The 19,432-nt window shown below is 49.1% G+C and carries 23 protein-coding genes and 1 tRNA gene; 14 read left to right on the top strand and 10 right to left on the bottom strand.

Translation table 11 applies throughout. The annotated features are described in order from the left end of the window. Positions 1–70: 70 nt before the first annotated feature. Positions 71–619, top strand: a complete 549-nt coding sequence (gene orn / locus MFLA_RS07560; RefSeq protein ID WP_195742159.1) for an oligoribonuclease — start codon at positions 71–73, stop codon at positions 617–619. A gap of 255 nt (positions 620–874) precedes the next feature. Here orn and glgA read toward each other — a convergent pair whose 3' ends face one another. The 5 genes from glgA to hpnC form a co-directional block, all read right to left on the bottom strand. Beyond that, positions 875–2,335: a glycogen synthase GlgA gene (glgA, locus tag MFLA_RS07555; protein ID WP_048811912.1), complete on the bottom strand. Its 1,461-nt coding sequence runs from the start codon at positions 2,333–2,335 to the stop codon at positions 875–877. Between the two features lie 120 nt (positions 2,336–2,455). Then, on the bottom strand, positions 2,456–2,869 hold the full coding sequence (locus MFLA_RS07550) for a phage holin family protein (protein WP_011479693.1): 414 nt from the start codon (positions 2,867–2,869) through the stop codon (positions 2,456–2,458). A gap of 17 nt (positions 2,870–2,886) precedes the next feature. Continuing rightward, on the bottom strand, positions 2,887–4,209 hold the full coding sequence (hpnE, locus tag MFLA_RS07545; RefSeq protein WP_011479692.1) for a hydroxysqualene dehydroxylase HpnE: 1,323 nt from the start codon (positions 4,207–4,209) through the stop codon (positions 2,887–2,889). Next, positions 4,194–5,030, bottom strand: a complete 837-nt coding sequence (gene hpnD / locus MFLA_RS07540; RefSeq protein ID WP_011479691.1) for a presqualene diphosphate synthase HpnD — start codon at positions 5,028–5,030, stop codon at positions 4,194–4,196. Before hpnD ends, hpnE begins: the two co-directional genes overlap by 16 nt. Next, on the bottom strand, positions 5,027–5,881 hold the full coding sequence (hpnC, locus tag MFLA_RS07535; RefSeq protein WP_048811910.1) for a squalene synthase HpnC: 855 nt from the start codon (positions 5,879–5,881) through the stop codon (positions 5,027–5,029). Before hpnC ends, hpnD begins: the two co-directional genes overlap by 4 nt. A 99-nt stretch (positions 5,882–5,980) precedes the next feature. Between hpnC and MFLA_RS07530 the strand changes: the two genes are divergently transcribed. The 3 genes from MFLA_RS07530 (at position 5,981) to MFLA_RS07520 (ending at position 7,390) form a co-directional block, all read left to right on the top strand. Next, positions 5,981–6,727, top strand: a complete 747-nt coding sequence (locus MFLA_RS07530) for an S-methyl-5'-thioinosine phosphorylase (protein WP_011479689.1) — start codon at positions 5,981–5,983, stop codon at positions 6,725–6,727. Next, positions 6,717–7,250: a peptide deformylase gene (gene def, locus MFLA_RS07525; RefSeq protein ID WP_011479688.1), complete on the top strand. Its 534-nt coding sequence runs from the start codon at positions 6,717–6,719 to the stop codon at positions 7,248–7,250. The genes MFLA_RS07530 and def overlap by 11 nt, the downstream gene beginning before the upstream one ends. A gap of 52 nt (positions 7,251–7,302) precedes the next feature. Next, positions 7,303–7,390 (top strand) — tRNA-Ser (locus tag MFLA_RS07520). 1,027 nt (positions 7,391–8,417) lie between these two features. On the opposite strand, the gene MFLA_RS07515 is transcribed toward MFLA_RS07520, so the two are convergent. Next, positions 8,418–8,777 carry a hypothetical protein gene (locus MFLA_RS07515; protein WP_048811629.1) on the bottom strand — a complete coding sequence of 120 codons (360 nt, stop codon included), beginning with the start codon at positions 8,775–8,777 and terminating at the stop codon, positions 8,418–8,420. Further along, entirely contained in the window at positions 8,774–9,073 is a 300-nt protein-coding gene (locus MFLA_RS07510; protein ID WP_011479686.1) for a hypothetical protein, read from the bottom strand. Before MFLA_RS07510 ends, MFLA_RS07515 begins: the two co-directional genes overlap by 4 nt. Before the next feature lie 157 nt (positions 9,074–9,230). On the opposite strand from MFLA_RS07510, the gene MFLA_RS07505 reads away from it, so the two are divergent. From MFLA_RS07505 to MFLA_RS07465, 7 genes are all read left to right on the top strand, one after another. Then, on the top strand, positions 9,231–9,497 hold the full coding sequence (locus tag MFLA_RS07505) for a hypothetical protein (protein ID WP_011479685.1): 267 nt from the start codon (positions 9,231–9,233) through the stop codon (positions 9,495–9,497). Positions 9,498–9,892: 395 nt separating this feature from the next. Further along, entirely contained in the window at positions 9,893–10,333 is a 441-nt protein-coding gene (locus MFLA_RS14535; protein ID WP_195741974.1) for a hypothetical protein, read from the top strand. A gap of 112 nt (positions 10,334–10,445) precedes the next feature. After that, positions 10,446–10,691 (top strand): hypothetical protein, encoded by a 246-nt coding sequence (locus MFLA_RS07495; protein ID WP_011479683.1) that lies wholly within the window; start codon positions 10,446–10,448, stop codon positions 10,689–10,691. A 34-nt stretch (positions 10,692–10,725) separates the two neighbouring features. Then, positions 10,726–12,105, top strand: coding sequence for a hypothetical protein (locus tag MFLA_RS14530; protein ID WP_011479682.1), 1,380 nt, complete (start codon positions 10,726–10,728; stop codon positions 12,103–12,105). Further along, a complete protein-coding gene (locus MFLA_RS07480) occupies positions 12,102–12,431 on the top strand; it encodes a DUF5455 family protein (protein WP_048811625.1) in 330 nt (109 codons plus the stop codon). The genes MFLA_RS14530 and MFLA_RS07480 overlap by 4 nt, the downstream gene beginning before the upstream one ends. Before the next feature lie 2 nt (positions 12,432–12,433). Then, complete coding sequence (locus MFLA_RS14525) at positions 12,434–13,483, top strand: zonular occludens toxin domain-containing protein (protein WP_011479680.1); 1,050 nt, start codon at positions 12,434–12,436, stop codon at positions 13,481–13,483. Further along, the gene (locus tag MFLA_RS07465) at positions 13,456–14,679 is read left to right on the top strand and encodes a type II secretion system protein GspD (RefSeq protein ID WP_048811622.1); all 1,224 of its coding nucleotides are present in this window, start codon (positions 13,456–13,458) and stop codon (positions 14,677–14,679) included. Before MFLA_RS14525 ends, MFLA_RS07465 begins: the two co-directional genes overlap by 28 nt. Here MFLA_RS07465 and MFLA_RS07460 read toward each other — a convergent pair. After that, positions 14,657–14,875 (bottom strand): hypothetical protein, encoded by a 219-nt coding sequence (locus MFLA_RS07460; protein WP_048811621.1) that lies wholly within the window; start codon positions 14,873–14,875, stop codon positions 14,657–14,659. The two genes, MFLA_RS07465 and MFLA_RS07460, sit on opposite strands and share 23 nt — an antisense overlap. Before the next feature lie 507 nt (positions 14,876–15,382). On the opposite strand from MFLA_RS07460, the gene MFLA_RS07455 reads away from it, so the two are divergent. The 3 genes from MFLA_RS07455 (at position 15,383) to MFLA_RS07445 (ending at position 16,974) form a co-directional block, all read left to right on the top strand. Then, positions 15,383–16,255: a rolling circle replication-associated protein gene (locus MFLA_RS07455; RefSeq protein WP_011479678.1), complete on the top strand. Its 873-nt coding sequence runs from the start codon at positions 15,383–15,385 to the stop codon at positions 16,253–16,255. A 130-nt stretch (positions 16,256–16,385) separates the two neighbouring features. Next, a complete protein-coding gene (locus tag MFLA_RS07450) occupies positions 16,386–16,679 on the top strand; it encodes a hypothetical protein (RefSeq protein ID WP_011479677.1) in 294 nt (97 codons plus the stop codon). After that, positions 16,636–16,974, top strand: coding sequence for a hypothetical protein (locus tag MFLA_RS07445; protein WP_229407027.1), 339 nt, complete (start codon positions 16,636–16,638; stop codon positions 16,972–16,974). The genes MFLA_RS07450 and MFLA_RS07445 overlap by 44 nt, the downstream gene beginning before the upstream one ends. 843 nt (positions 16,975–17,817) lie before the next feature. On the opposite strand, the gene MFLA_RS07440 is transcribed toward MFLA_RS07445, so the two are convergent. Beyond that, positions 17,818–18,063 carry a hypothetical protein gene (locus MFLA_RS07440; RefSeq protein WP_011479675.1) on the bottom strand — a complete coding sequence of 82 codons (246 nt, stop codon included), beginning with the start codon at positions 18,061–18,063 and terminating at the stop codon, positions 17,818–17,820. A 273-nt stretch (positions 18,064–18,336) separates the two neighbouring features. Continuing rightward, entirely contained in the window at positions 18,337–19,404 is a 1,068-nt protein-coding gene (locus tag MFLA_RS07435) for a mechanosensitive ion channel family protein (RefSeq protein WP_011479674.1), read from the bottom strand. Positions 19,405–19,432 lie beyond the last annotated feature (28 nt).

Below are 19,432 nucleotides of genomic sequence, written 5' to 3'. Positions count from 1 at the left end.
ATTTTGAAGCAAGAACGCGGTGGAAGGTTCACCTTTCTTTGCATCCGCGCACATTTTAATGGAAATCATGATGCCACAACACAACGATAACCTTATCTGGCTGGATATGGAAATGAGCGGTTTGCAGCCAGACAGTGACCGCATCTTGGAGGTGGCAGCCGTTGTCACTGACGCAGAGCTGAATGTACTCGGTGAATCCCCAGTGCTGGTAATTCACCAGTCTGACGCCGTTCTGGATGGCATGGATGCCTGGAACAAGGGAACGCATGGACGTTCCGGACTGATTGAGAAGGTGAAGGCTTCCTCCCTGGATGAAGCGGCAGCTTCGCAGCAGATGATCGACTTCCTCAAAGAGCATGTGCCTGCGGGAAAATCCCCGATGTGTGGCAACTCCATTTGCCAGGACAGGCGCTTCATGGCGCGCTATATGCCAGAACTGGAGGCTTACTTCCACTACCGTAACTTGGATGTGAGTGTATTCAAGGAGCTGGCCAGGCGCTGGCGACCAGCCTTGGTCGCTGGATTCAAGAAAACCAGTAAACATGAGGCGCTGGCAGATATTTACGAGTCGATCGATGAACTCAAATACTACCGCGAGCACTTCATTCGGATGGCGTAGATAGCCGGGAGCGACGGGCAAAAAAAAGGGGTGCGTTAAACGCACCCACTAAGGGAGGAGAAGTATAGCTTTGGAGAAAGCTCGCACATTAAAAAGCATTGGCTATGCCATTTACTCTGCGTTAGGTAGCATATTAAAGTCGAAGTATTGCTGAATTATTGCCGGGACAGGCAAAATGGTTAGCAAACTGTTAAACAGTTGTAACAGTTTGCTAACTATGGATATTGGCAGGGCTGACGTTGGCAGATGGGCGGCCTAGCGGCGCTGGGCAAGTGATTGATACAGGTCCAGATAGAGTTTTGCACTGCTGGTCCAGCTCAGATCGCGGCGCATGCCGTTACGCTGGATTCTGCGCCATGCCCTCGGATCGTGATAATACACCAAGGCCCGCTGCACAGTATGAAGCAGTTGGCGAGGTTCCGCAGATTCCAGTACGAATCCCGTTGCCGTGTTGTTTTTCATTGTAGTGCTATTGCTGTCTTGGACTGAATCAGCCAGCCCGCCAGTGCGGGTCACGACAGGGGGGGTACCATAGCGCAGGCCATACATCTGGTTGAGTCCGCAAGGCTCAAAACGGGATGGCATGATGAACATGTCCGCACCTGCCATGATCTGATGGGACAAGGGTTCCTTATAGCCAATCGTTACGCTCACCTGGCGGGGATATCGTCTCGCCAGATCCTTGAATCCGTTCTCCATGTGTGCTTCACCGCTGCCAAGTACGACAATCTGGCAGTGCTTTGCCAATAGGCTCTCTGCCACTTCCAGGAAAATATCCAAGCCCTTCTGGTGTGTAAGCCTGCTGACGACGCCAAGCAGTGGCTTGTGGGGTGCGGTCTCGAGCCCCAACTGGACTTGAAGTGCTTTCTTGACGATTTTCTTGTCTGCAAGATGCTCCAGGTTGTAGGTCTTTGCAAGGTAAGGGTCGGTAGCCGGATTCCATTCCTGAATTTCAATCCCGTTCAATATGCCATGAATTTCATGGCTTCGGGCTGCCAGCAATCCCTGCATGCCAAAGCCGTATTGCTCCGTCTGGATTTCACGGGCATAGGTCGGGCTGACGGTAGTAATGCTATCGGCATAGTAGATTCCGGCCTTCAGGAAAGACATCTGCCCATAATATTCAAGGCCGTGCATCTGGTAGCTGTGGTTAGGCAGGCCCAGCCGCTGTACCCATTCCGGCGCAAAGTTGCCCTGGAATGCTAGGTTGTGAATGCTGATAATGGATCTTGCATGAGGGCTGGCCGAATGATGCAGGAAGGCAGGAGTTAACCCACTTTGCCAGTCATTGCAGTGGACAACGTCAGGGATCCAGTCGTCCTGCAAGGGCGAGTGTAGGCCGCCCAATATACTGCCTACTTTGGACAAGATGCCAAAGCGCAGAGCATTGTCGCCCCAGTCAATGCCTTGGCCGTCGTTGTACGGGCCACCCGGTCTTTCGAACAACTGGGCATGTTCAACCACCATGACATCGACCCCTGTATCCGGCATTTTGCCCCCCAGCAGATTAACGCTGCCCACTTCCGGCAGGCCATGAATCTGCGTGATGAGGTGTTTTTCTTGCAGCTTTTCCAGCACTGCCGGATAACCTGGCAGCAATATGCGGATATCGATACCAAGGTCGCGTATAGCGGCTGGCAATGAGCCGCTGACATCTGCGAGGCCGCCAGTTTTGATTAAGGGGTAGGCCTCTGAAGTGACAAAAAGGATGCGCAAGGTATGTGCTCTTTGCTTTTTTGGGGAGTTGAAGATCAAGCGGCTCGGTTTCTTTTATCGTTCAAGCATATCAAATAACCAGGAAGGCGAGAATCCACTATCCGGGCTGAATGCATGGCACTAGATCGAGATGGTATTTGGGTTATTGCCAATGGCCGGCATCACCAGGTCGACACCCTGGCTGGGAAGCATCCATTCAATGAAAAAGCTCAATATGGCAATGAAAATGCTGGCAAAGAATGCCGTCCAGAACCCCGAGAGTTCAAACCCCTTGATCAGCTTGGCAACCAGCATGATCATCAAGGCATTGATGACGAGCGCAAAAAAGCCGAACGTTACCAGCGTGAGTGGAAAGGTGAGAACGAGTAACAGGGGGCGAATAACGGCGTTAACGAAGCCAAGTGCCAGCGCTGATATAAGCAGGGAAAACCTGGAGGAAAACGTGATTCCCGGAAAAATCATACTGGCGATCCATAATGATAGACTCATGATTGCCCAGTGGGTAATAAAGTCTAAAAAATTGTTAATTATCATTTTGTTAATAAGATAAATTAATGTTCTTTGATAATATTTTCAGCTGCCTGAAAGCCGCTCCTGATGGCGCCTTCAATCGTGGCGGGATAGTCCAGGAAAGCATCTCCGGTGCTGACATAGTCCCCTGCTAGCTGTATGCGCGGGTGCGGCGTAGCCTGCACCGGCCGAGGTAGGCCAGCTGTACAAGCAAAGGTTGCGCGTTTTTCTGCAATGACTTTATGCCATAGTGGCGGCGTCCCCAGCTGCCTAGGAAAAACGTCTTGGAGTTCCTGGTGTATCTTGGTGGCAAGATCGGATTGTGTCAGTGCCTGATGCTTGCCTTCTGCACTGATGACAACAGCAAGAAGACCAGTTTGCCCGTATAGCTGACCCCGGTCAAACACCCATTGCCCCAATTTTCCGGCGAGTCCATGCATGGCCTGAGGCAAGGCAATGGCTGAAGGGTACTGCAGGTAGACCGTGTAAATAGGCTGGTATTGCAACGCCTGACACTGGGCAATGATATCCTCCATGCTAGGCAGCGTTTGCAATAATGGCGCGACCCGGAAAGGGGAGGTGGCAATGACGACATGGGTGAAATCCTGCTCTTCAGTCCTGGACTTGAGTCGTACGCCATGATCCTGCGCATGCAGGCTAGTTATCGGTGCATTGAGATTGACCCGGCCACCATGCGATTGGATAAAGTTTGCTGCAGGCTCGACAATGAGTGTCGTGAGGTCGGCGCGAGGCAGAAGCAAGTCGCTGTCAGATTTCTTGTGCGCAAAACTATCGCGTAGCACATTGAGAAATGCTTGTGCGCTTGCCGTAGCAATCGGTGTGTTCAAGGCAGCCAGGCAGAGTGGCTCCCATAGCACGGTAATGAGTCTCGTGGGCTGACTTGCCAGCACTTGGTGCAGTGGCATGTCGGTTGGCAGGCGGAACCGTTGTAACCGCAGACTGGCCATGAAGCGCACGGCAGCAAGGCGCTCCTGAAAACTGAGGCCTTGCGCTTGCAGCAATCCACCGAGGATATGCCATGGCGCAGGCAGGGCAGGCATGCTTCTAAGGGAAAACTCATGCGGAATTTCCAGCTTGAGCGGTAAGCGTAACAAGCTGGTTCGGATTTCTACCCCGCATGTTTGCAGGAGCTCAAGACTAGAAGCATATGCGCCAAGCAGGATATGCTGTCCATTATCCAGCGAAAGACCTTGCCAAGTGATGCTTCGTGCCCGGCCTCCCAGTTGGTGGCTAGCGTCGAACAGGGTAGTCTTGAAACCGGCTTGTGTCAGTCTAACGGCAGCGGCCAGACCGGCGCAGCCGCCGCCAATCACCGCAACACGCGGCGCTAATTGCGGATCCATGTCAACCAGGCAAGCCAGAGCTTTCGTATAGGAGTAAGGGAAACACGCGCATTCAGCACAACCTGAATATCGTCTCTCTTGATTTCCTTGAGCAAGGTGCGGTAAATGGATGCCATGATGAGGCCAGTACGCTGTTGCTTTCTGTCTTCCAGAGGCAGTTCGGCAAGTGCCTTTTCGTAATAGCGTTCTGCACGCTCCACCTGGAATTCAAGCAATTGCCGCATATTGTCTGAGGCCTTGCCTTGCAGGATATCCTGCTCGCTGACCCCGAAGCGACTAATTTCATCCAGCGGCAGATAAATCCGTCCTCTGCGGCCATCCTCACCGACATCACGCGTGATATTGGTAAGCTGAAAGGCCATGCCCAAATCCAATGCATATTGCAGGGTTTGCGGGTTGCTGTACCCGAAAATGGAGGCGGAGAGCAAGCCAACTACGCTGGCAACGCGATAGCAGTAAAGCTCGAGCTCTTCAAAGTCGCGATAACGGTTTTGCTCCAGGTCCATCTGCATGCCATTGATGATCTCGAGAAAATGCTGCTGCTTGAGCTTGAGCTCCCTTACCGGAGACTGTAGGGCCATGGTAACGGGATGCTGTGGCTTCCCCTCGAAAAGATTGATGATTTCACTCCGCCACCAGTTGAGCTTGGTTTGCGCGACATTGACATCCTGAACGTCATCGGCAATATCATCTACCTCCCGGCAAAAAGCGTACAAGGCGGTAATGGCCTCTCGTTTGGCTTTCGGCAAGAACAGGAAGCTATAGTAGAAGCTGGAGCCGCTGGCAGCGGCTTTATTCTGGCAATATTCTTGCGGGCTCATTTTTTTCTTACTGCGCGGTACAGCATGTAGGCCCAGTCCGTTGGCTTGAGGGTTGGGCGTTGGTTGAACACATCGCCCCGAACATGATGAAGCTTTTTCAGGATGCGCTCACCGCCGGCAATGATCATCCGCATTTCCAGCCCAATACGGCCTGGCAGGGCAAGGCCAAGCGGTGCCCCGGATTGCAGCAGTTTGCGCGTGCGGTTTACCTGGAATTCCATGAATAGACTCCAAGTGCCTCCGCTATGCTGACCGGCAATCTGCTGCTCTGTAATGTTGTATTTCTGCAGCTCATCTAGTGGCAGGTAAATGCGGTTCTTGCGATAGTCGACATCGACATCCTGCAGGAAGTTGATCAGCTGGAGCGAAGTGCAGATTGCATCCGACAAAGCCACGTTGCGGGGCGTTGCTTGCTTATATAGATGCAGCATCAACCGGCCGACCGGGTTGGCTGAGCGACGGCAATAATCAATCACCTCACCGAAATTGGCGTAGCGAGCCTTGACGACATCCTGGCTGAATGCGGAAAGCAAATCGTAAAATGGTTCCAGTGGTAGATCGCGCTCTTGGATCATGGCCTGCAATGCCTGGAACAAAGGCGTGTCAGGCGTTGCTCCATGCTTGATTTGGTCTAGCTGTGAGCGAAACCCATCTAGCAACGCCAGCCGTTCTTCCGGTGACAGTTCGCCTTCGTCGGCAAAGTCGTCAGCCTGGCGGGCAAAGGCATAGACCAAGCCAACGGGTGCACGCAAATCCTTGGGGAGGAGCACAGAAGCAACAGGAAAATTTTCATAATGGGCTTTGGCAAGCGCCATGCTCTGCTGGATAGTGGCTTGAATGGGTGTGGTCATAAGCAGCATAAAGTATGCCATAAAATACCCTTTATCGCGCTGGGTGGCACGTGAAGATTGTTGCGCTACAATGTGTCAATCCGTCATTGTGGAGTTTTCATGCTAGGTATTATTGGAGGTACGGGGCTGACCAAGTTGGCCAATCTCAAGATCAAGCGCAGGCAGATTGTACGCACGCCTTATGGCGAACCTTCCGGCCCTTTAACTTACGGCGACATTTGCGGTTACGAAGTGATTTTTCTTCCCCGGCATGGGCATGGACATACCATTCCACCCCATATCGTCAATTATCGTGCCAATATTTGGGCGCTCCATGCCGAAGGCGTACGGGACATTGTGTCCGTCGCAAGCGTTGGGGGCATCCATCCCCGCTTGGATCCGGGCGTGATTGCGTTGCCGGACCAGATCATAGACTATACGCACGGACGCAAGAATACCTATTATGACGGCGGCGACCTGCCGGTGAAACATATTGATTTCACAATGCCTTACAGCGACAGGTTGCGCAACTTGTGTCTGGAGGCTGCAACCAATATAAGTGAGTCCATCATCGACGGGGGCGTATATGCATGTGTACAAGGCCCCCGTCTTGAAACTGCCGCAGAAATCAACCGCCTGGAAAGGGACGGCGCTACCATGGTTGGCATGACAGGCATGCCGGAAGCGGCGCTCGCACGGGAGCTAGATATGCACTACGCGGCCATTTGTCCCGTGGCCAATCATGCGGCGGGGCGGGGAAGTAGCGCAAAGGGCATCCAATACGACAACATGGGGGATGTCCTCAACAAAACCATGCAACGTGTCCGAAATCTGATAGAAAGGGTCGTGGTAGGCCATGCCTGTTAAACCTGTGCTAAAAATGGGAGAGCCTTTGCTATTGCAAAAGGCAGAGCCTGTCCAACAATTCGATACACCTGAACTTCATGCGTTGATCAAAGATATGGAAGACACCATGGCGCATTTGAACGGTGCTGGGATCGCCGCCCCGCAAATTGGTGTCAGCCTCCGGGTCGTAATTTTTGGTGTGGGCCATAATCCGCGATATCCGGATGCCGAGCAGGTACCCTACACAGTACTGGTTAATCCCACGCTGACCCCGATAGGTGAAGAGCTGGAGGATGGCTGGGAAGGGTGCCTTTCCGTCCCGGGCATGCGCGGCATAGTTCCTCGGTATCAGCGGTTGCATTACACCGGCTATGACCAATATGGAAACCCAATAGACCGCTTGGTTAGCGGTTTCCATGCAAGAGTGGTACAGCACGAATGCGACCACCTAGACGGTATTCTTTACCCGATGCGAATCCGTGACCTTGCCCAGTTTGGCTTTACCGACGTGCTTTTCCCCGGGATGGTGGTGGAAGACGATTAATCTTGTGATAGAATGGCGGCCTTTCTTCAGTCAACATGACTGATGTTAAAACGGAAGTGTGGCCGAGTGGTTGAAGGCACCGGTCTTGAAAACCGGCGACCCGAAAGGGTTCGTGAGTTCGAATCTCACCGCTTCCGCCAGTTTCCTCATATTTCCCCTATATCCAAAGTCAAAAAACAGGATCAACCTGGAATTAAATCACCTGCGGTGAGAAAGTTTCAGGGTTGGAAAATATCCGACTGCGCACCTTCTGCCAGCAAAAGCACCTCAAGCAAAGCACCGTCATGCAGATGATCGGGCGAGGGCAGATCCTGCAGGCGCTATACAGTCACAAAACCAAGCATTACCACTTGCCGCGGGATCTGCGGATTCACCTGAATTGAATTTAGGCCCCTTTCGGGGCTTTTTGTTACGAAGGTTTTGTAGATAATATTGTTGCTATCGTGTGCATAGGAAATATTTTCAAATGGCCTCTGCGTTTGAGGGTAATTAGCTGATTTTCTTCATTAATGCATTCTATAGTTCCGTATCGCCCGCTCCCAAAAAGATAGTAAAGATTATCTCCGATTTTTGCATTAGGTCCATCTCCGAGATTAACTATTCCGTCTTTAATATAGGATCTGGGTGCTATAAGTATTGCTTTCATTTGAATCTCCTAATTATGGCAGGGGTATGGGGCTGCTTTAAGCCCCCATGTAGACATTACGCCCGCCCACCTGTTATTTCCCCTTTTCGCGTGATTTTATGTATCGGTATTAACCGATGGGTTCAATCGCGCCCTGTAGACAAACCTCGTCAAAACTCCTGCTAACAAGGCAGTCAACCGCAAACAAGCCAATATTCACCCATTTGATGACGCATTTAAAAGCGTGTCCTAGGGGTAAGGTATCAGTAACAACAAAAAATCGTTCCTGCATGGCATATCTACACGGATTTCATCATCAGGGCCGTCGATCGACGGCCCAAAGGCGCTAGGCGTAGAAAGCTGTATCGATGGATAGCAAAAGAAAAGCTCCGACTAGCGGAGCAAATTGAAGCGACTTGCAGATATCTATGCAGCTTGAGCGCAGTTAGCGGCAGGCATATGTTGGAGTTGATGGATAGACCACCCAGGCAGATGAGCTTGGAGTTCATCTATCGATCGAAGCGTAATTATTGATCCATAATTTAACATAATATACAAAGCTGGCTTAGCGCAAGCGCACCAAATAAGGCTTGAGAGGGTAGGGCTGACGCTCCCAGCAATGTCAAACCGGAAACGGTTCCCAGCACTGCCATCATTTCCATCCTTGCAAAACCTGCTTCCTTAAGTTTCGCCTCGTTTTCCTTCATGATCTTTACTGCTTCCCACAATTCCAGGTTGGCAGCGCTAGCTAGCTTTTCCATGTTTTGCCAAGTTGGTAAAGATTTACCTGATTTCCAATCGGTAATGTTTTGGGTTGTGAAGCCATTTTTCAATGCAAAAGCTCTATCGCTTGCAATCTGCTGCTTTTGCTTTCCTATTTCTACCAATATATAAGCGTTCATCTCTTAGGTTCCCAGTGATCTACAGTGCATCTGGCTACTTCATTAGTAATGGCGTCAGTTTTGTAGATTTTCTTGCATTCGGCGGTATCTCTACCTTTCACCATTACGTATTGAATTTTTCCGTTTTCTTGCTTCAGCGGCATAACCCCTAGTTTTTCGATTCCTACCAGGTGTTGCCTTTCTGTGAACATATTGCCGATGAAGTCTGCCTTGCCATAGCGCTTCATAATCAACGCTGAGTCCAACATTAAGCCTCCAAGCAATATCCCTGTTGCAATCAAAAGTATTGTTTTCATTGGATTTTCTTCCTTTTTTGAAAGATTTTTTCTTTCATAGTACTACTTAAGAAAAATTCTTGACAATATAAGATTTATTCTTTAATGTAAGAATTAATCTTATATCCATTGGATATTAGATTCTTTTAGATCAATTTCCAGAAAGGGAAACTCGAAAATGTCTCAGTATCCAGTCCATGTTACTGCCTCCGAACTCATTGAAGGCATCGCCAAGTCATCCGGCAATCCATACAAAATGGTCCGCATTCAAGGTGTTCTTGAAATCGGTGAGGATCGTCAAATATTCCGCACTGTGCTTCCTAGTGGTTCCGAATTGCCAAAGCCTGGTCGCTACCTGGCTGACTTTGAACCTCGTGTTAACAATCAAACCATGGAACTCGGCGGCGGTATAACTAAGCTCGTTCCGGCTGCACCAGGCAAGTAATAGGGTAGGGGAGCGCAGCGCTCCCCATTCTTTCAGGGGAAATCATATGGCTACCATCTGGAATAACCTTAGCTTGCCTAGTCGCAAGCGTCTTCTATCCCAATCGGGATATTCAAAAATGTACGCCAATAAAGACTATGACCATCTCCCGTCATGGGTGCGTATAGATATCGAGTACACATATAAATTAATTCGAGTGGATCAAGTTTAATTTTTTTTATTTCTTGTTATTTAGGTAATCCAACATGAACCGATACCACGCAATTATTAAAGCTATTGATCAGGTAACTGGTGATTTATGGCCATTTTTTATTGCGCTATTTCTATGCCTGTTTGGCATGGGCGTAATTGCCTTGGTCTTCTCATTGGCTAGATTTCTTTGGGTGCTTGCATAAATGGCTGCCGGCTGGTCTGTATTGGGGAATTGCTATACCACCTCTGAACAAGTGGTGAATGCTTTTACTGCGGTCTATTCATCGCATCACTTTGACAATACTGGTCATTTTTATAATTTTCCTGAATCAATATCTTTCAATCCTGCAACGTCTACAGTGACGTTTAAAGTACGGTGGGATAACAATACATATTCGCCGAATGATTGGAAAACCGTAATACTCCAAGCCTGCGACACTGACCACACACCCACGCCAGCCAATGTAGTCATTAACGGTAACGGCACGCCTGGAATCGTCCAGCCCCCTTTGGAAACAGTCACGCCTGACACCAAGCTTTCGAGCATTTCGGGTGATGACATCATCATTCTCTGCGCTGTTCTCTTTGCCTCCCTGTTTGGCTTTAGTTTCGGGATCAGCGGCGGAAAAGGCATTGCAAGATGACAATTGCAATATTTATGAAGTGGTTCTTTGTCAGCTTCGGCGCAAGCTACATCCTTGGTTTCATGCTGGGGAGCGCTATTTCTTTTTTTCAAAATTTCACAAGGAGTTAATCATGAAAGCATCTGCTTTGCTCAAAACATTGATGGCCTCTGCTGCTGTCGCAACCGTCACCATGCCGGAAATCGCTTCGGCTGCAAGCCTTTTGCCTGCTGACGCACTGACTGGCATCGGCACTGACGCCATTGATACCGTCAAGGATATCGCCGTGCAATTCATCCCCATTGTTGCCGGTGTATCCATTGCCTGGTTCATCCTGACCGCTGCCAAGAAAGGCCTTGGCAAGGCTGGCGTGAAGTAATCACGGAGAGCCGGGGAAACCCGGCTTTTTCAACATGAAGCCAATCAAAAAAACCTTCATTGCCTTAACTGCCATTGCGGCCTTGACTATCCCTGTCGCTGCCAAGGCGTTTCTTCCATTGGCTGGTATTGCTATTTTGGTATCTGCCGGTGATCTCGGCGGACCACTTTTGATTAGCGGGCTCGGGTTTGCTAACTTGGTTGCTGCTTTATCCATAACTGCAAAAGACAACAATTCAAATTCTGACCTGGCGTCTAAGCCAATTACCGTTCAAATTGATCCTGATAAGCCTTTAACTGTTCCTGAGGGCTGGCAGGATGATAAGACTCCGCCTCCTTCCATGGATGTCCAATTGTCTTGTCCTGCTTCCACGTCAAGCAGGGCTGAGTGTCAGAATTATGGCGTTTGCAAATACACTTTAACGACAACATATGCTGATGACGGAAATGGCAGATGTGCAGTTACCATGACCGTGAGTGAAGTCGATTTCGTCCCTAATCAATACAATGTTGTCCCTGGTACTTTCCCGGGTGGTACTGTTGATAAGGTAATGACTTGTCCTCCTGGCTATTCTGGGACAACCTCTTGTGTCCTACAGAATCCCGAACAAGTCAAAAAGCCAGAAAAAGGCAAGGATGAATTCCGCCGTGAAGGCAATCAATTCGTCCGTGATCCTCAGCAAAACCCGGCGGACAACAATCCCAATCTAGTCCAGGAAGCACCTAATAGAATCAGCTACACGGATGCTTCAACAGGCGAAAAAGTCACTATAGAACTGAACTCGGCTACTGGCGGCGCGACTGTCACGCATACAGTCCCTAATTACGGGAACAACACCACAAGCCAGCAAGTCACGACCATCTCTGGCGGTTCCGGCTCTGGTTCCGGATCCACTGTCTCCGGACAATCCACGGCTACCTATCCTGGCACTGGCGATCTGACTGGCACGACACTCATTCCCGGTGGCACTGGCTCCGGCACTGGCGACTGTGCTCATTGCGCTACTGAAGTCACGCTATCCAATCTCCGTGACATCACCTATGACACCAGGCAGTTACTCTCAGGGCAGGGCGCTCAACCTGAACTGGCGGGGCAGGGGCTGCCTGACGTGTTGAACGCATCCCAGGATTCCACCTTTACCACGCTGACGGCCAACATGCGCTCCATGGTCAATGAATCCGGCCTATTGCAGCTCTATACAGAAAAAGTCCTGCCTGCGTCTCCATGGACATTGGCAATGCAGGATGAATCCGCCAATTGCAATCTAAGTTTCCAGTTCCTCGGCCAGTCCTATGAAATCAGCATCTGCGAAGCTCAGCCTTACCTGCATCCTGCACTGGCCTTTATTTTCTTTGTCCTGACCGCTATAGGTGTTTTCAACCTCATCACTGAACGCCCAGAAGGGGGTGCATGATGCATTGGCTCTTCATCGGTCTGGCTAGCATTGTTGAAAAGGTCGTGACCTGGTTTATCCTTCGCGGCCTCAAGAAAAGCGCCTATTTTCTTGGCTATGTAACGTTCATTATCGGGCTGTTCACTGCCTTCTTGTCTGCTACCTATATTGGCTTGAATGTGCTCCGTCCCATTACGCCAACAGGGGTTGCTTTCGGCCTGGCTTTCCTGCCGCCGTCCACGCCGGCCTTCATCTCTTTCTACGTCACGGTATTGATTACCAAGCGGGTCTATGACTGGCATAAGCACCTGAGCCGTGATTTCACCCAGGCTACATTGCGCTTCTGACCATGGCGAACTGGACGTTAACGGGTGATCTCGGTGCGGGGAAGTCCATCATCTCCACCGGCAAAATCATGGACTTCCTCGCCGCTGGCCTGCCTGTCGCCACTAATATGGATATCTACCCAGAAAACTTTCTTCCTCCTACCAGTAGGGCTACACATGTCAGGCTACCGGATTTTCCTTCTGCTGATGATCTTTGGGCTTTGGGTATGGCTTCAAGCAGCCGAAATGAAAGCACGTTCGGATTGGTCGCGCTCGATGAACTCGCCGTCTTTCTTAATTCCAGAGAATGGCAAGGCAAGGCACGTGACCAGGTAATCAAATACCTGCGCCATGTGCGTAAAAACCATTGGCATACCTTGTTCATTACTCAGGACATCGAATCCATCGATGCCCAGGCCAGAAGGGCGCTCATTGAGCATAAAGTCGTCTGCAAACGTACGGATCGCCTCAGCATCCCATTTCTCGGCCCTATCCTCCGGCTGCTCGGCTTGAAAGGTAGGCTGCCACAAGTTCATATGGGCATCGTCCGCTATGGCAAACAGGACTACTCCCCGAAAGTCGATACCTGGTGGTATCGCGGCAACAAGCTTTATGACGCCTATAACACTGACCAGGTATTCACGGATGAAATTGAACGTGACCTGACCCTGTATGGCTACATCATTGATCAATCTGGTAAGCGCCAGGTCAAGGAATATCCGGCACAAGTCACGGGCACATTCTGCGTGCTCAGCCCCTGGCACTTGAAAGGGCGCTATATGTCCTTTTACCAGCGCTGGTCCTATGCCATCCATGCCTTTGCCGGCATCTCTATCGCCATCGTTGCCTTGTTCTCCTGGATCAGCTACGCAAACAACGTCAAGCCACAAACCGTCACCGCTGCGCCTGCGGCCTCCATTGAGGAAATCAAGGGCCTCATGGACCTCGGCGATCATTTCATCATCACCACAAAAGCCGGTCTTGTCCTGGAATCATGGGAGTCTAGGAAAGACGCTACCGGCACTTACTATAAGGTAGGCCAATCATGGTACAAAAAGCCTTCGCAATCCTGATCTTTTCCATGCCGCTTCTGGCCCGGGCTGAAGTCAATCTTGAATTCGCCGCTGTTACCATTCCGGAATTTGCTCAAACCGTCCTCAAGGGCATCATCAAGAAAAACTACATCCTGTCTCCTGACGTCCTGACCGATGGCCGCACCATTACCGTCTCCATCAAGGCAGCCAAGGAAGACAAGCTTCAATCCCTGGTAGCGGATGTCCTGGAACAGAACGGCATCCTGTTGCAGGAGCGCTCCGAGTATCTATACCTGACTCGAAATCAGGCACACATGGATATGCCTCCATCGCTGCCGGGTGATCCTCCGCCAATGGCTGCTGATCATGAGCAACCTGCCCAGGATCATCCGCAGGCTGCGCTGCCGTCTGACCTGCCGGTCTATTCATACCGGCCGCAATATCGTGACCAAAAGGAAATCGGCGATTTACTCAAGTTTGCCGGTGCTGAAGTCCAGGCCATCACGGATGACGTTGTGTTTTACCGGGCGGATGAATCCAAGCAAGACATGTTGAAAACTATCCTCGCTGACCTGGACAGGCCGGCGAATGAAGTCGTTGTTAAAGCCTATATCTACGAAGTTACCAATACGGTCCGCGACTTGAATGCCATATCTGCTGCTGTCAGCCTGTTGAACTCCAGGCTGGGCATTACGATTGAAAATGGCGCAACGCAATCCAATCAGCTCAAGCTGTCATTGCCCAATATCGATGTCCTGATTTCGGCTTTTGATTCGGATAACCGTTTCAAGCAAGTCAGTGCGCCATCCCTGCGCGTCAAGAACGGCAAGAACTCCCGCTTCAGCGTGGGCACTGAAACACCCACGATCGCATCTACGACACAAACCAATAACGGCAATCCCGTCCAGTCCATCATTTACAGGCCATCCGGCGTCATCCTGGAGATCACTCCCAAAATTCTCGCCGAAACCATCGAGCTGGACATTACGCAACAAATATCCAGCTTCCAGCCCACGACAACAGGTGTTAATCAGTCGCCAACACTGTTAAAGCGTGAAATCAAGACGGTAGTGAATACTAGAGACGGTGAATTGATCCTGCTCGGCGGCTTGAATGAGTCTAGGCTCAGCAAGCAGCGCCAGGGCTTGAGCTTCCTGCCGAGGTTGTTCAATGCCAACACCGATTCAGATGAGAAAAGCGACATCCTGCTAGTTATGCAGGTACAGCGCCTTTAAATAGATCCTCTTGTTCAATTCGTTGCCTGGATGGTCTTGTTTTGAATCCCTTAACCCATCGTTTAAACCAAGCTCTGGCTTTTTCCATGTCCTCGCTGATCGCCTGCAAAGCAATGCCCGTCGCGCATTCAAAGTCTAGCCAAAGCTGTCGCTCTTTGAATTCCTTTTGCTTCATGAACTGCCGGTTAATCTTCATTGTGCGCTCCAGGTGTGCTGTATGTGACGTGTTTTTGCGTCACATACGGCATACCTGCCGACTGCTGGATATGAGTGATAGGGTCAAGACTGAAACCGCGAAGCGGCGCGGTAAATGGAAGGGGCCCATTCTGAATTTTGAATGGGAAGGATGCCGTTTAAGGAGCGGTCTTGATGCTATTGCTCATATGTAGTTCCAGCACCTCAATAGAAATGAGCGCTAGCGAACACGTTCGCTTTAACCTCTTGCAGGGTCCGGGGCGGCAAAGCCCCGGCTATTACAAGGCTTGCTGTCGTCGCATGAAATTAAGGTGCGCTGACCGCACGCGATAGCGCGCGGCAGCGCGCCTAGATTCATCTTACGGACACATAACGTAAATGAAGAGGAAAACGCCCGAGGAATAGGGCATATAAAACAGAGTAGGGAAGTAGTAGATAAAAAAATGGGCTAGTCGGTTGCACCCGTCCTAGCCCTGCCACATGACCATCTTGAAGGAACTCATGCGACATGTTGAATAGTGTAGCACACGGAATTGATGCAAGCTTCAAAATGACCGTCCGGAAATTCCCAGAAGTCATTGAAGTAACAGTAAAACCCGTAAATCATATGCTGGAGCTGGCGCGTAGTCGCTCTCACGGCCTCAAGAAAGCGCCTTCCAAGGTAGAGCTGCCTGAGGAAGAAAGGGCGCGTAAAGACGAAGAAAACAAGCTCCGCGCCATCCGTCGAGCAAAGCAAAGCATCAGATGGCTAGTCCATCGTCTCAAGGCTGATCACTTGGTGACGTTGACCTATCGAGACAACATGCAAGACACCGAGCAGCTCAAGCGCGATTTTGACCAATTCCGCCGTCTCATGCTCGCCAGGTATCCAGACTGGAAATACGTTGCGGCAAGAGAACAACAAGAACGTGGTGCTTGGCATTTGCACTTGGCCGTGCAAGGTCGCCAGGACATCAAATACATGCGTACCTGCTGGTACAAGGTTCTCGGCTGCTTGGGTGCTACTGGTAAAGATGTCATGGGGCAAGTCGATGTCGTTGGCCCTAGAAAGCGGTTTGGGCAACCTAAAGGCACATGGAAAAGCGCCAAGCTCGCCAGTTACCTGACAAAGTACCTGGATAAATCCTTCAACATGCTCGAGCATTCATCAAAACGCTATTGGGCTAGTAAGGGCGCTCCAAAACCTGAAGTCGTTCAGCATTGGCTGGGTTCCCAAAATATTACTGAAATGATCAAAGATGCCTTTGACATCGCCATGTTGCACGGCCTGGAAGACTTCCCAGCGCAAATTATGCAAAGCCGAGATAGAACGTTGTTATGGCTATCAGGAGCCAGGAATCTGAGACTTTCATTCTCAAATAGTTTTGATCTTGCTGAATAGACGAAAATAGTGCTATAGTTAATTTGTGCGGCACCAAATTAGGTACACATACACGCAAACATACACATACACGCAAACATACACATACACGCAAACATACACATGACCTCTGAGGAGGTGAGAAAAATTCATGAATACGCAAGATATTTCTAAATCCAGCGTCAAAATGATTGGTTCTAACGGACAGATCTCATTAGGCAAGGAATTCGCTGGTAGGCAAGTTTTAGTTGAGGAGCGCGAGCCAGGTGTCTGGCTTATACGTACAGCACGTATCATTCCTGATAACGAACTATGGCTACATGAAGCAGGTGCAAAGAGAGATTTGGATCGTGCTTTAGACATTGCTTTAAGCACCAAACCTGAGGAAATCAATGATCTTGATGCGTTATCAAGAAAGATCAATTCCGATGAGCATAAGAGTTAAACTGGATATTAATAACGAAGTATTCCAACAAAACTTATTTGGTCTCGACAAAACTGAACGCAATCGAGTGATCAATACACTTGAAAAGCTTTCCAAGCTTGATTGGGATCAGTTATATAGAGATCAAGGCTTGAAATGGGAAAAGATTATTAGTATCAAACCACCTCAAGGAATTGATGCTATATATTCTCTTCGTATCACTCAGGCACGTAGAGCAACGGCCATTAGGCAAGGTGAGTATTTAAGATTTCTTACCATTGAGCCTGATCACGATGCAACCTACGGTAAAAAGTAGTTAATTTCACAAACCCTGCAATTGCGGGGTTTTTTCATATTTGCAGAACGCGTTTAAAATCGCCGGTTAAGGGTAAGATATAGGTAACAAGAAAAAAATCGCTCGTAGAAATGAGTTACCAGTCTAAGCAATTCCATTATGTTGATGTGCCTTTATGGGCAGATAAATTGAAACAGTTATATTGGGTGATTCGTGTTGAACGTCATTCCAGGGTTAAACGGCGTCGATATTATAGATATGTGCTGAAGGAAAAGCTGCGTTTAGTAGAAATGGGATATGACCAAGAACTAGTGAATGCGATATGCAGGTATTACTGTGAACTGAGTGTCGTTAGCGGCAGGCGTCTGGAACAGGTCTTGGCTAACCCGAATCCTCAGAAGAGTCTCGAATTGATCTACAGAACGGACCATAAAAATTTGTCCGTCAATTTTACATAATATACATTATGCGAAGTGTAAAGCTAACTAAAATCTTTTTCTTGATTGAAAGCTAAATAGGAGGCACTTAGGCACTCACACAACAAAAAAAGCCCTGATCAGGGCTTTTTTGTATTACCTGCTATAGATAGTTTAGTATTTTTGCAGCTATCCAACTCAGTGAGACGACAATAATCATCAGCACAATAAGGCCTGATGCCCCGTAACCGTTATTGAAATTCATGAATTTCCTAAGTTACGCTTTGCGGATTTTCCGTAGGCGAAATACACCTTAACACCTTTTATCTACCAGGCGAGAAATACTTGTGGCAGAGGTTGAGGAGTCAGCTCTCGTCAAAACGCCTTGGCGCGTTGGATAATGGTGCTGGTCTATATGATGGCCTCAGGCAGCCCTAGACTTCGGCAGTTAGCGTTTGGATTTCTCAATACGATTTAGCACACTTCTAACGGCATCGATCGTCATACTGCACGAATCCAATTTGCGTTCATCATCAATCAAAAGCCAAGCTTTTTCCGTGTCGCCATCGCAGGCCGCAATCAGGCGCGCCATGAGAAGATCAAGCTCTGTCGCTTTGAAAGCGGATTGTCTGAGTACAACACAGAGTATCACCCCAATAGCCACTTGTACCATTAAAAGCTCAAATATCGACATAGTCGGTGATTTTATGCTTTTAAATCTAATACAAGATAAGCATTAGCTGATTTTTAAATAGGAAAACCTGACATCCACCCAACGTTTTCTGGCAACCATTGATAAGTATCAATTCATACCGAAAACGCCACATAGCGCCGGAAATTCCGTCAGCATCGTTTTTAGGAGTACTCCATTAAGATTGAGTCATAGTTGCTGGTCTTTCGATATTTTGACTTTGTCAACCACGATCAAAGCGCGCGACTGAAAATGATTCGAAACAGAGTTTCCATATCATGCCGCTACAGCTTCCAGTGTCCGAATGTGCATATTTGTCGTGGGCAAGGCGAAGCTAATGTTCAGTTTATTAAATTCTTTAATCAGGTCTAAGTTAATTTCTTGTTGTATGTCCATGTATAAATTGAAATCGCTGGAGTCGACAAAATAGATGACTTCAAAATCCAATGAACTGGAGCCAAAACCTTTCAAGTGTGCTCGATCAAATCTCGTATGTTCAGATTTTTCTATTGCAGATTTTACAATGCCGGGGATCTTGGCAAGGATGGCTGGAGGGGTATCGTATGTGACACCAAATTTGAACTCCACCCTGCGTTCTGACATGCGCTTATAGTTATGGATGGTATTTTTGAGAAGCTCCGTATTGCTGCATACGATTTGCTCGCCGCTGATGCTTCTGATATGCGTGGTCTTCAGCCCTATTCTCTCGATGCTGCCAGCTACTTCGCCGAAAACAACAAAGTCACCGATGACGAATGGTTTATCCAAGCCAATCGCCAGGGAGGCAAACAGGTCGCTCAGAATATTCTGAACCGCCAGGGCGACTGCAACGCCCCCCACACCCAGACTGGCGATGAATGCGGTGATATTGATGCCGACATTGGAAAGAATCGCCAGCAGGACGATGGACCAGATGGCAACTTTCAGTATCCAGCTGAGCATTGAGGTGATGACGGGATTAGGCGCTTGCTCATCCTTTTCCAGCAATTGCATATTGGACCAGATGGTAATGCTCTTACTCACCCAGAGTGCAAGCTGGATGCCAATCACGAAGAAGGTCAAGTGGCTCAGGCGGTGTTCCCATTTTTCAGAAAGATCAAGAAACTGCAGAGCAATCAGTAGCGCAAATAATGCCAAGGTGATTTTCTGGGTACTGCGCAGCACTTCCGCCAGTGCATGATTAAATCTGTTTTCCGTTCCACTGACATCGACTGATAATTTCTTGATTGCAATCGAGCAAAGGTAGCTGAGAAAAAAGTAGGAAGATATTGCAACGATTATTAATGTAAGCCATTGTAATAATGACAGCCCAATAAAGGTATTGATTTCCAAAAAATCCTGCATTCGATTCCTCCAAGGTTATATTGAGAGC

This window comes from Methylobacillus flagellatus KT, assembly GCF_000013705.1.
Taxonomy (GTDB): Bacteria; Pseudomonadota; Gammaproteobacteria; order Burkholderiales; family Methylophilaceae; genus Methylobacillus; species Methylobacillus flagellatus.
Note: the sequence above shows the minus strand (reverse complement) of the source record. Positions and strands in the feature narration are given on the sequence as shown.

Coding starts and splice junctions, on each gene's coding strand:
- MFLA_RS07480 (WP_048811625.1), top strand. CDS start 12,102: ATGATGCATTGGCTCTTCATCGGTCTGGCTAGCATTGTTGAAAAGGTC.
- hpnE (WP_011479692.1), bottom strand. CDS start 4,209: ATGGATCCGCAATTAGCGCCGCGTGTTGCGGTGATTGGCGGCGGCTGC.
- orn (WP_195742159.1), top strand. CDS start 71: ATGCCACAACACAACGATAACCTTATCTGGCTGGATATGGAAATGAGC.
- MFLA_RS07435 (WP_011479674.1), bottom strand. CDS start 19,404: ATGCAGGATTTTTTGGAAATCAATACCTTTATTGGGCTGTCATTATTA.
- MFLA_RS14530 (WP_011479682.1), top strand. CDS start 10,726: ATGAAGCCAATCAAAAAAACCTTCATTGCCTTAACTGCCATTGCGGCC.
- MFLA_RS07495 (WP_011479683.1), top strand. CDS start 10,446: ATGAAAGCATCTGCTTTGCTCAAAACATTGATGGCCTCTGCTGCTGTC.
- MFLA_RS14535 (WP_195741974.1), top strand. CDS start 9,893: ATGGCTGCCGGCTGGTCTGTATTGGGGAATTGCTATACCACCTCTGAA.
- hpnD (WP_011479691.1), bottom strand. CDS start 5,030: ATGAGCCCGCAAGAATATTGCCAGAATAAAGCCGCTGCCAGCGGCTCC.
- MFLA_RS07550 (WP_011479693.1), bottom strand. CDS start 2,869: ATGATAATTAACAATTTTTTAGACTTTATTACCCACTGGGCAATCATG.
- MFLA_RS07450 (WP_011479677.1), top strand. CDS start 16,386: ATGAATACGCAAGATATTTCTAAATCCAGCGTCAAAATGATTGGTTCT.
- MFLA_RS14525 (WP_011479680.1), top strand. CDS start 12,434: ATGGCGAACTGGACGTTAACGGGTGATCTCGGTGCGGGGAAGTCCATC.
- MFLA_RS07515 (WP_048811629.1), bottom strand. CDS start 8,777: ATGAACGCTTATATATTGGTAGAAATAGGAAAGCAAAAGCAGCAGATT.
- MFLA_RS07440 (WP_011479675.1), bottom strand. CDS start 18,063: ATGTCGATATTTGAGCTTTTAATGGTACAAGTGGCTATTGGGGTGATA.
- def (WP_011479688.1), top strand. CDS start 6,717: ATGCCTGTTAAACCTGTGCTAAAAATGGGAGAGCCTTTGCTATTGCAA.
- MFLA_RS07445 (WP_229407027.1), top strand. CDS start 16,636: ATGCGTTATCAAGAAAGATCAATTCCGATGAGCATAAGAGTTAAACTG.
- hpnC (WP_048811910.1), bottom strand. CDS start 5,881: ATGACCACACCCATTCAAGCCACTATCCAGCAGAGCATGGCGCTTGCC.
- MFLA_RS07455 (WP_011479678.1), top strand. CDS start 15,383: ATGTTGAATAGTGTAGCACACGGAATTGATGCAAGCTTCAAAATGACC.
- MFLA_RS07505 (WP_011479685.1), top strand. CDS start 9,231: ATGTCTCAGTATCCAGTCCATGTTACTGCCTCCGAACTCATTGAAGGC.
- MFLA_RS07460 (WP_048811621.1), bottom strand. CDS start 14,875: ATGAAGATTAACCGGCAGTTCATGAAGCAAAAGGAATTCAAAGAGCGA.
- MFLA_RS07530 (WP_011479689.1), top strand. CDS start 5,981: ATGCTAGGTATTATTGGAGGTACGGGGCTGACCAAGTTGGCCAATCTC.
- MFLA_RS07465 (WP_048811622.1), top strand. CDS start 13,456: ATGGTACAAAAAGCCTTCGCAATCCTGATCTTTTCCATGCCGCTTCTG.
- MFLA_RS07510 (WP_011479686.1), bottom strand. CDS start 9,073: ATGAAAACAATACTTTTGATTGCAACAGGGATATTGCTTGGAGGCTTA.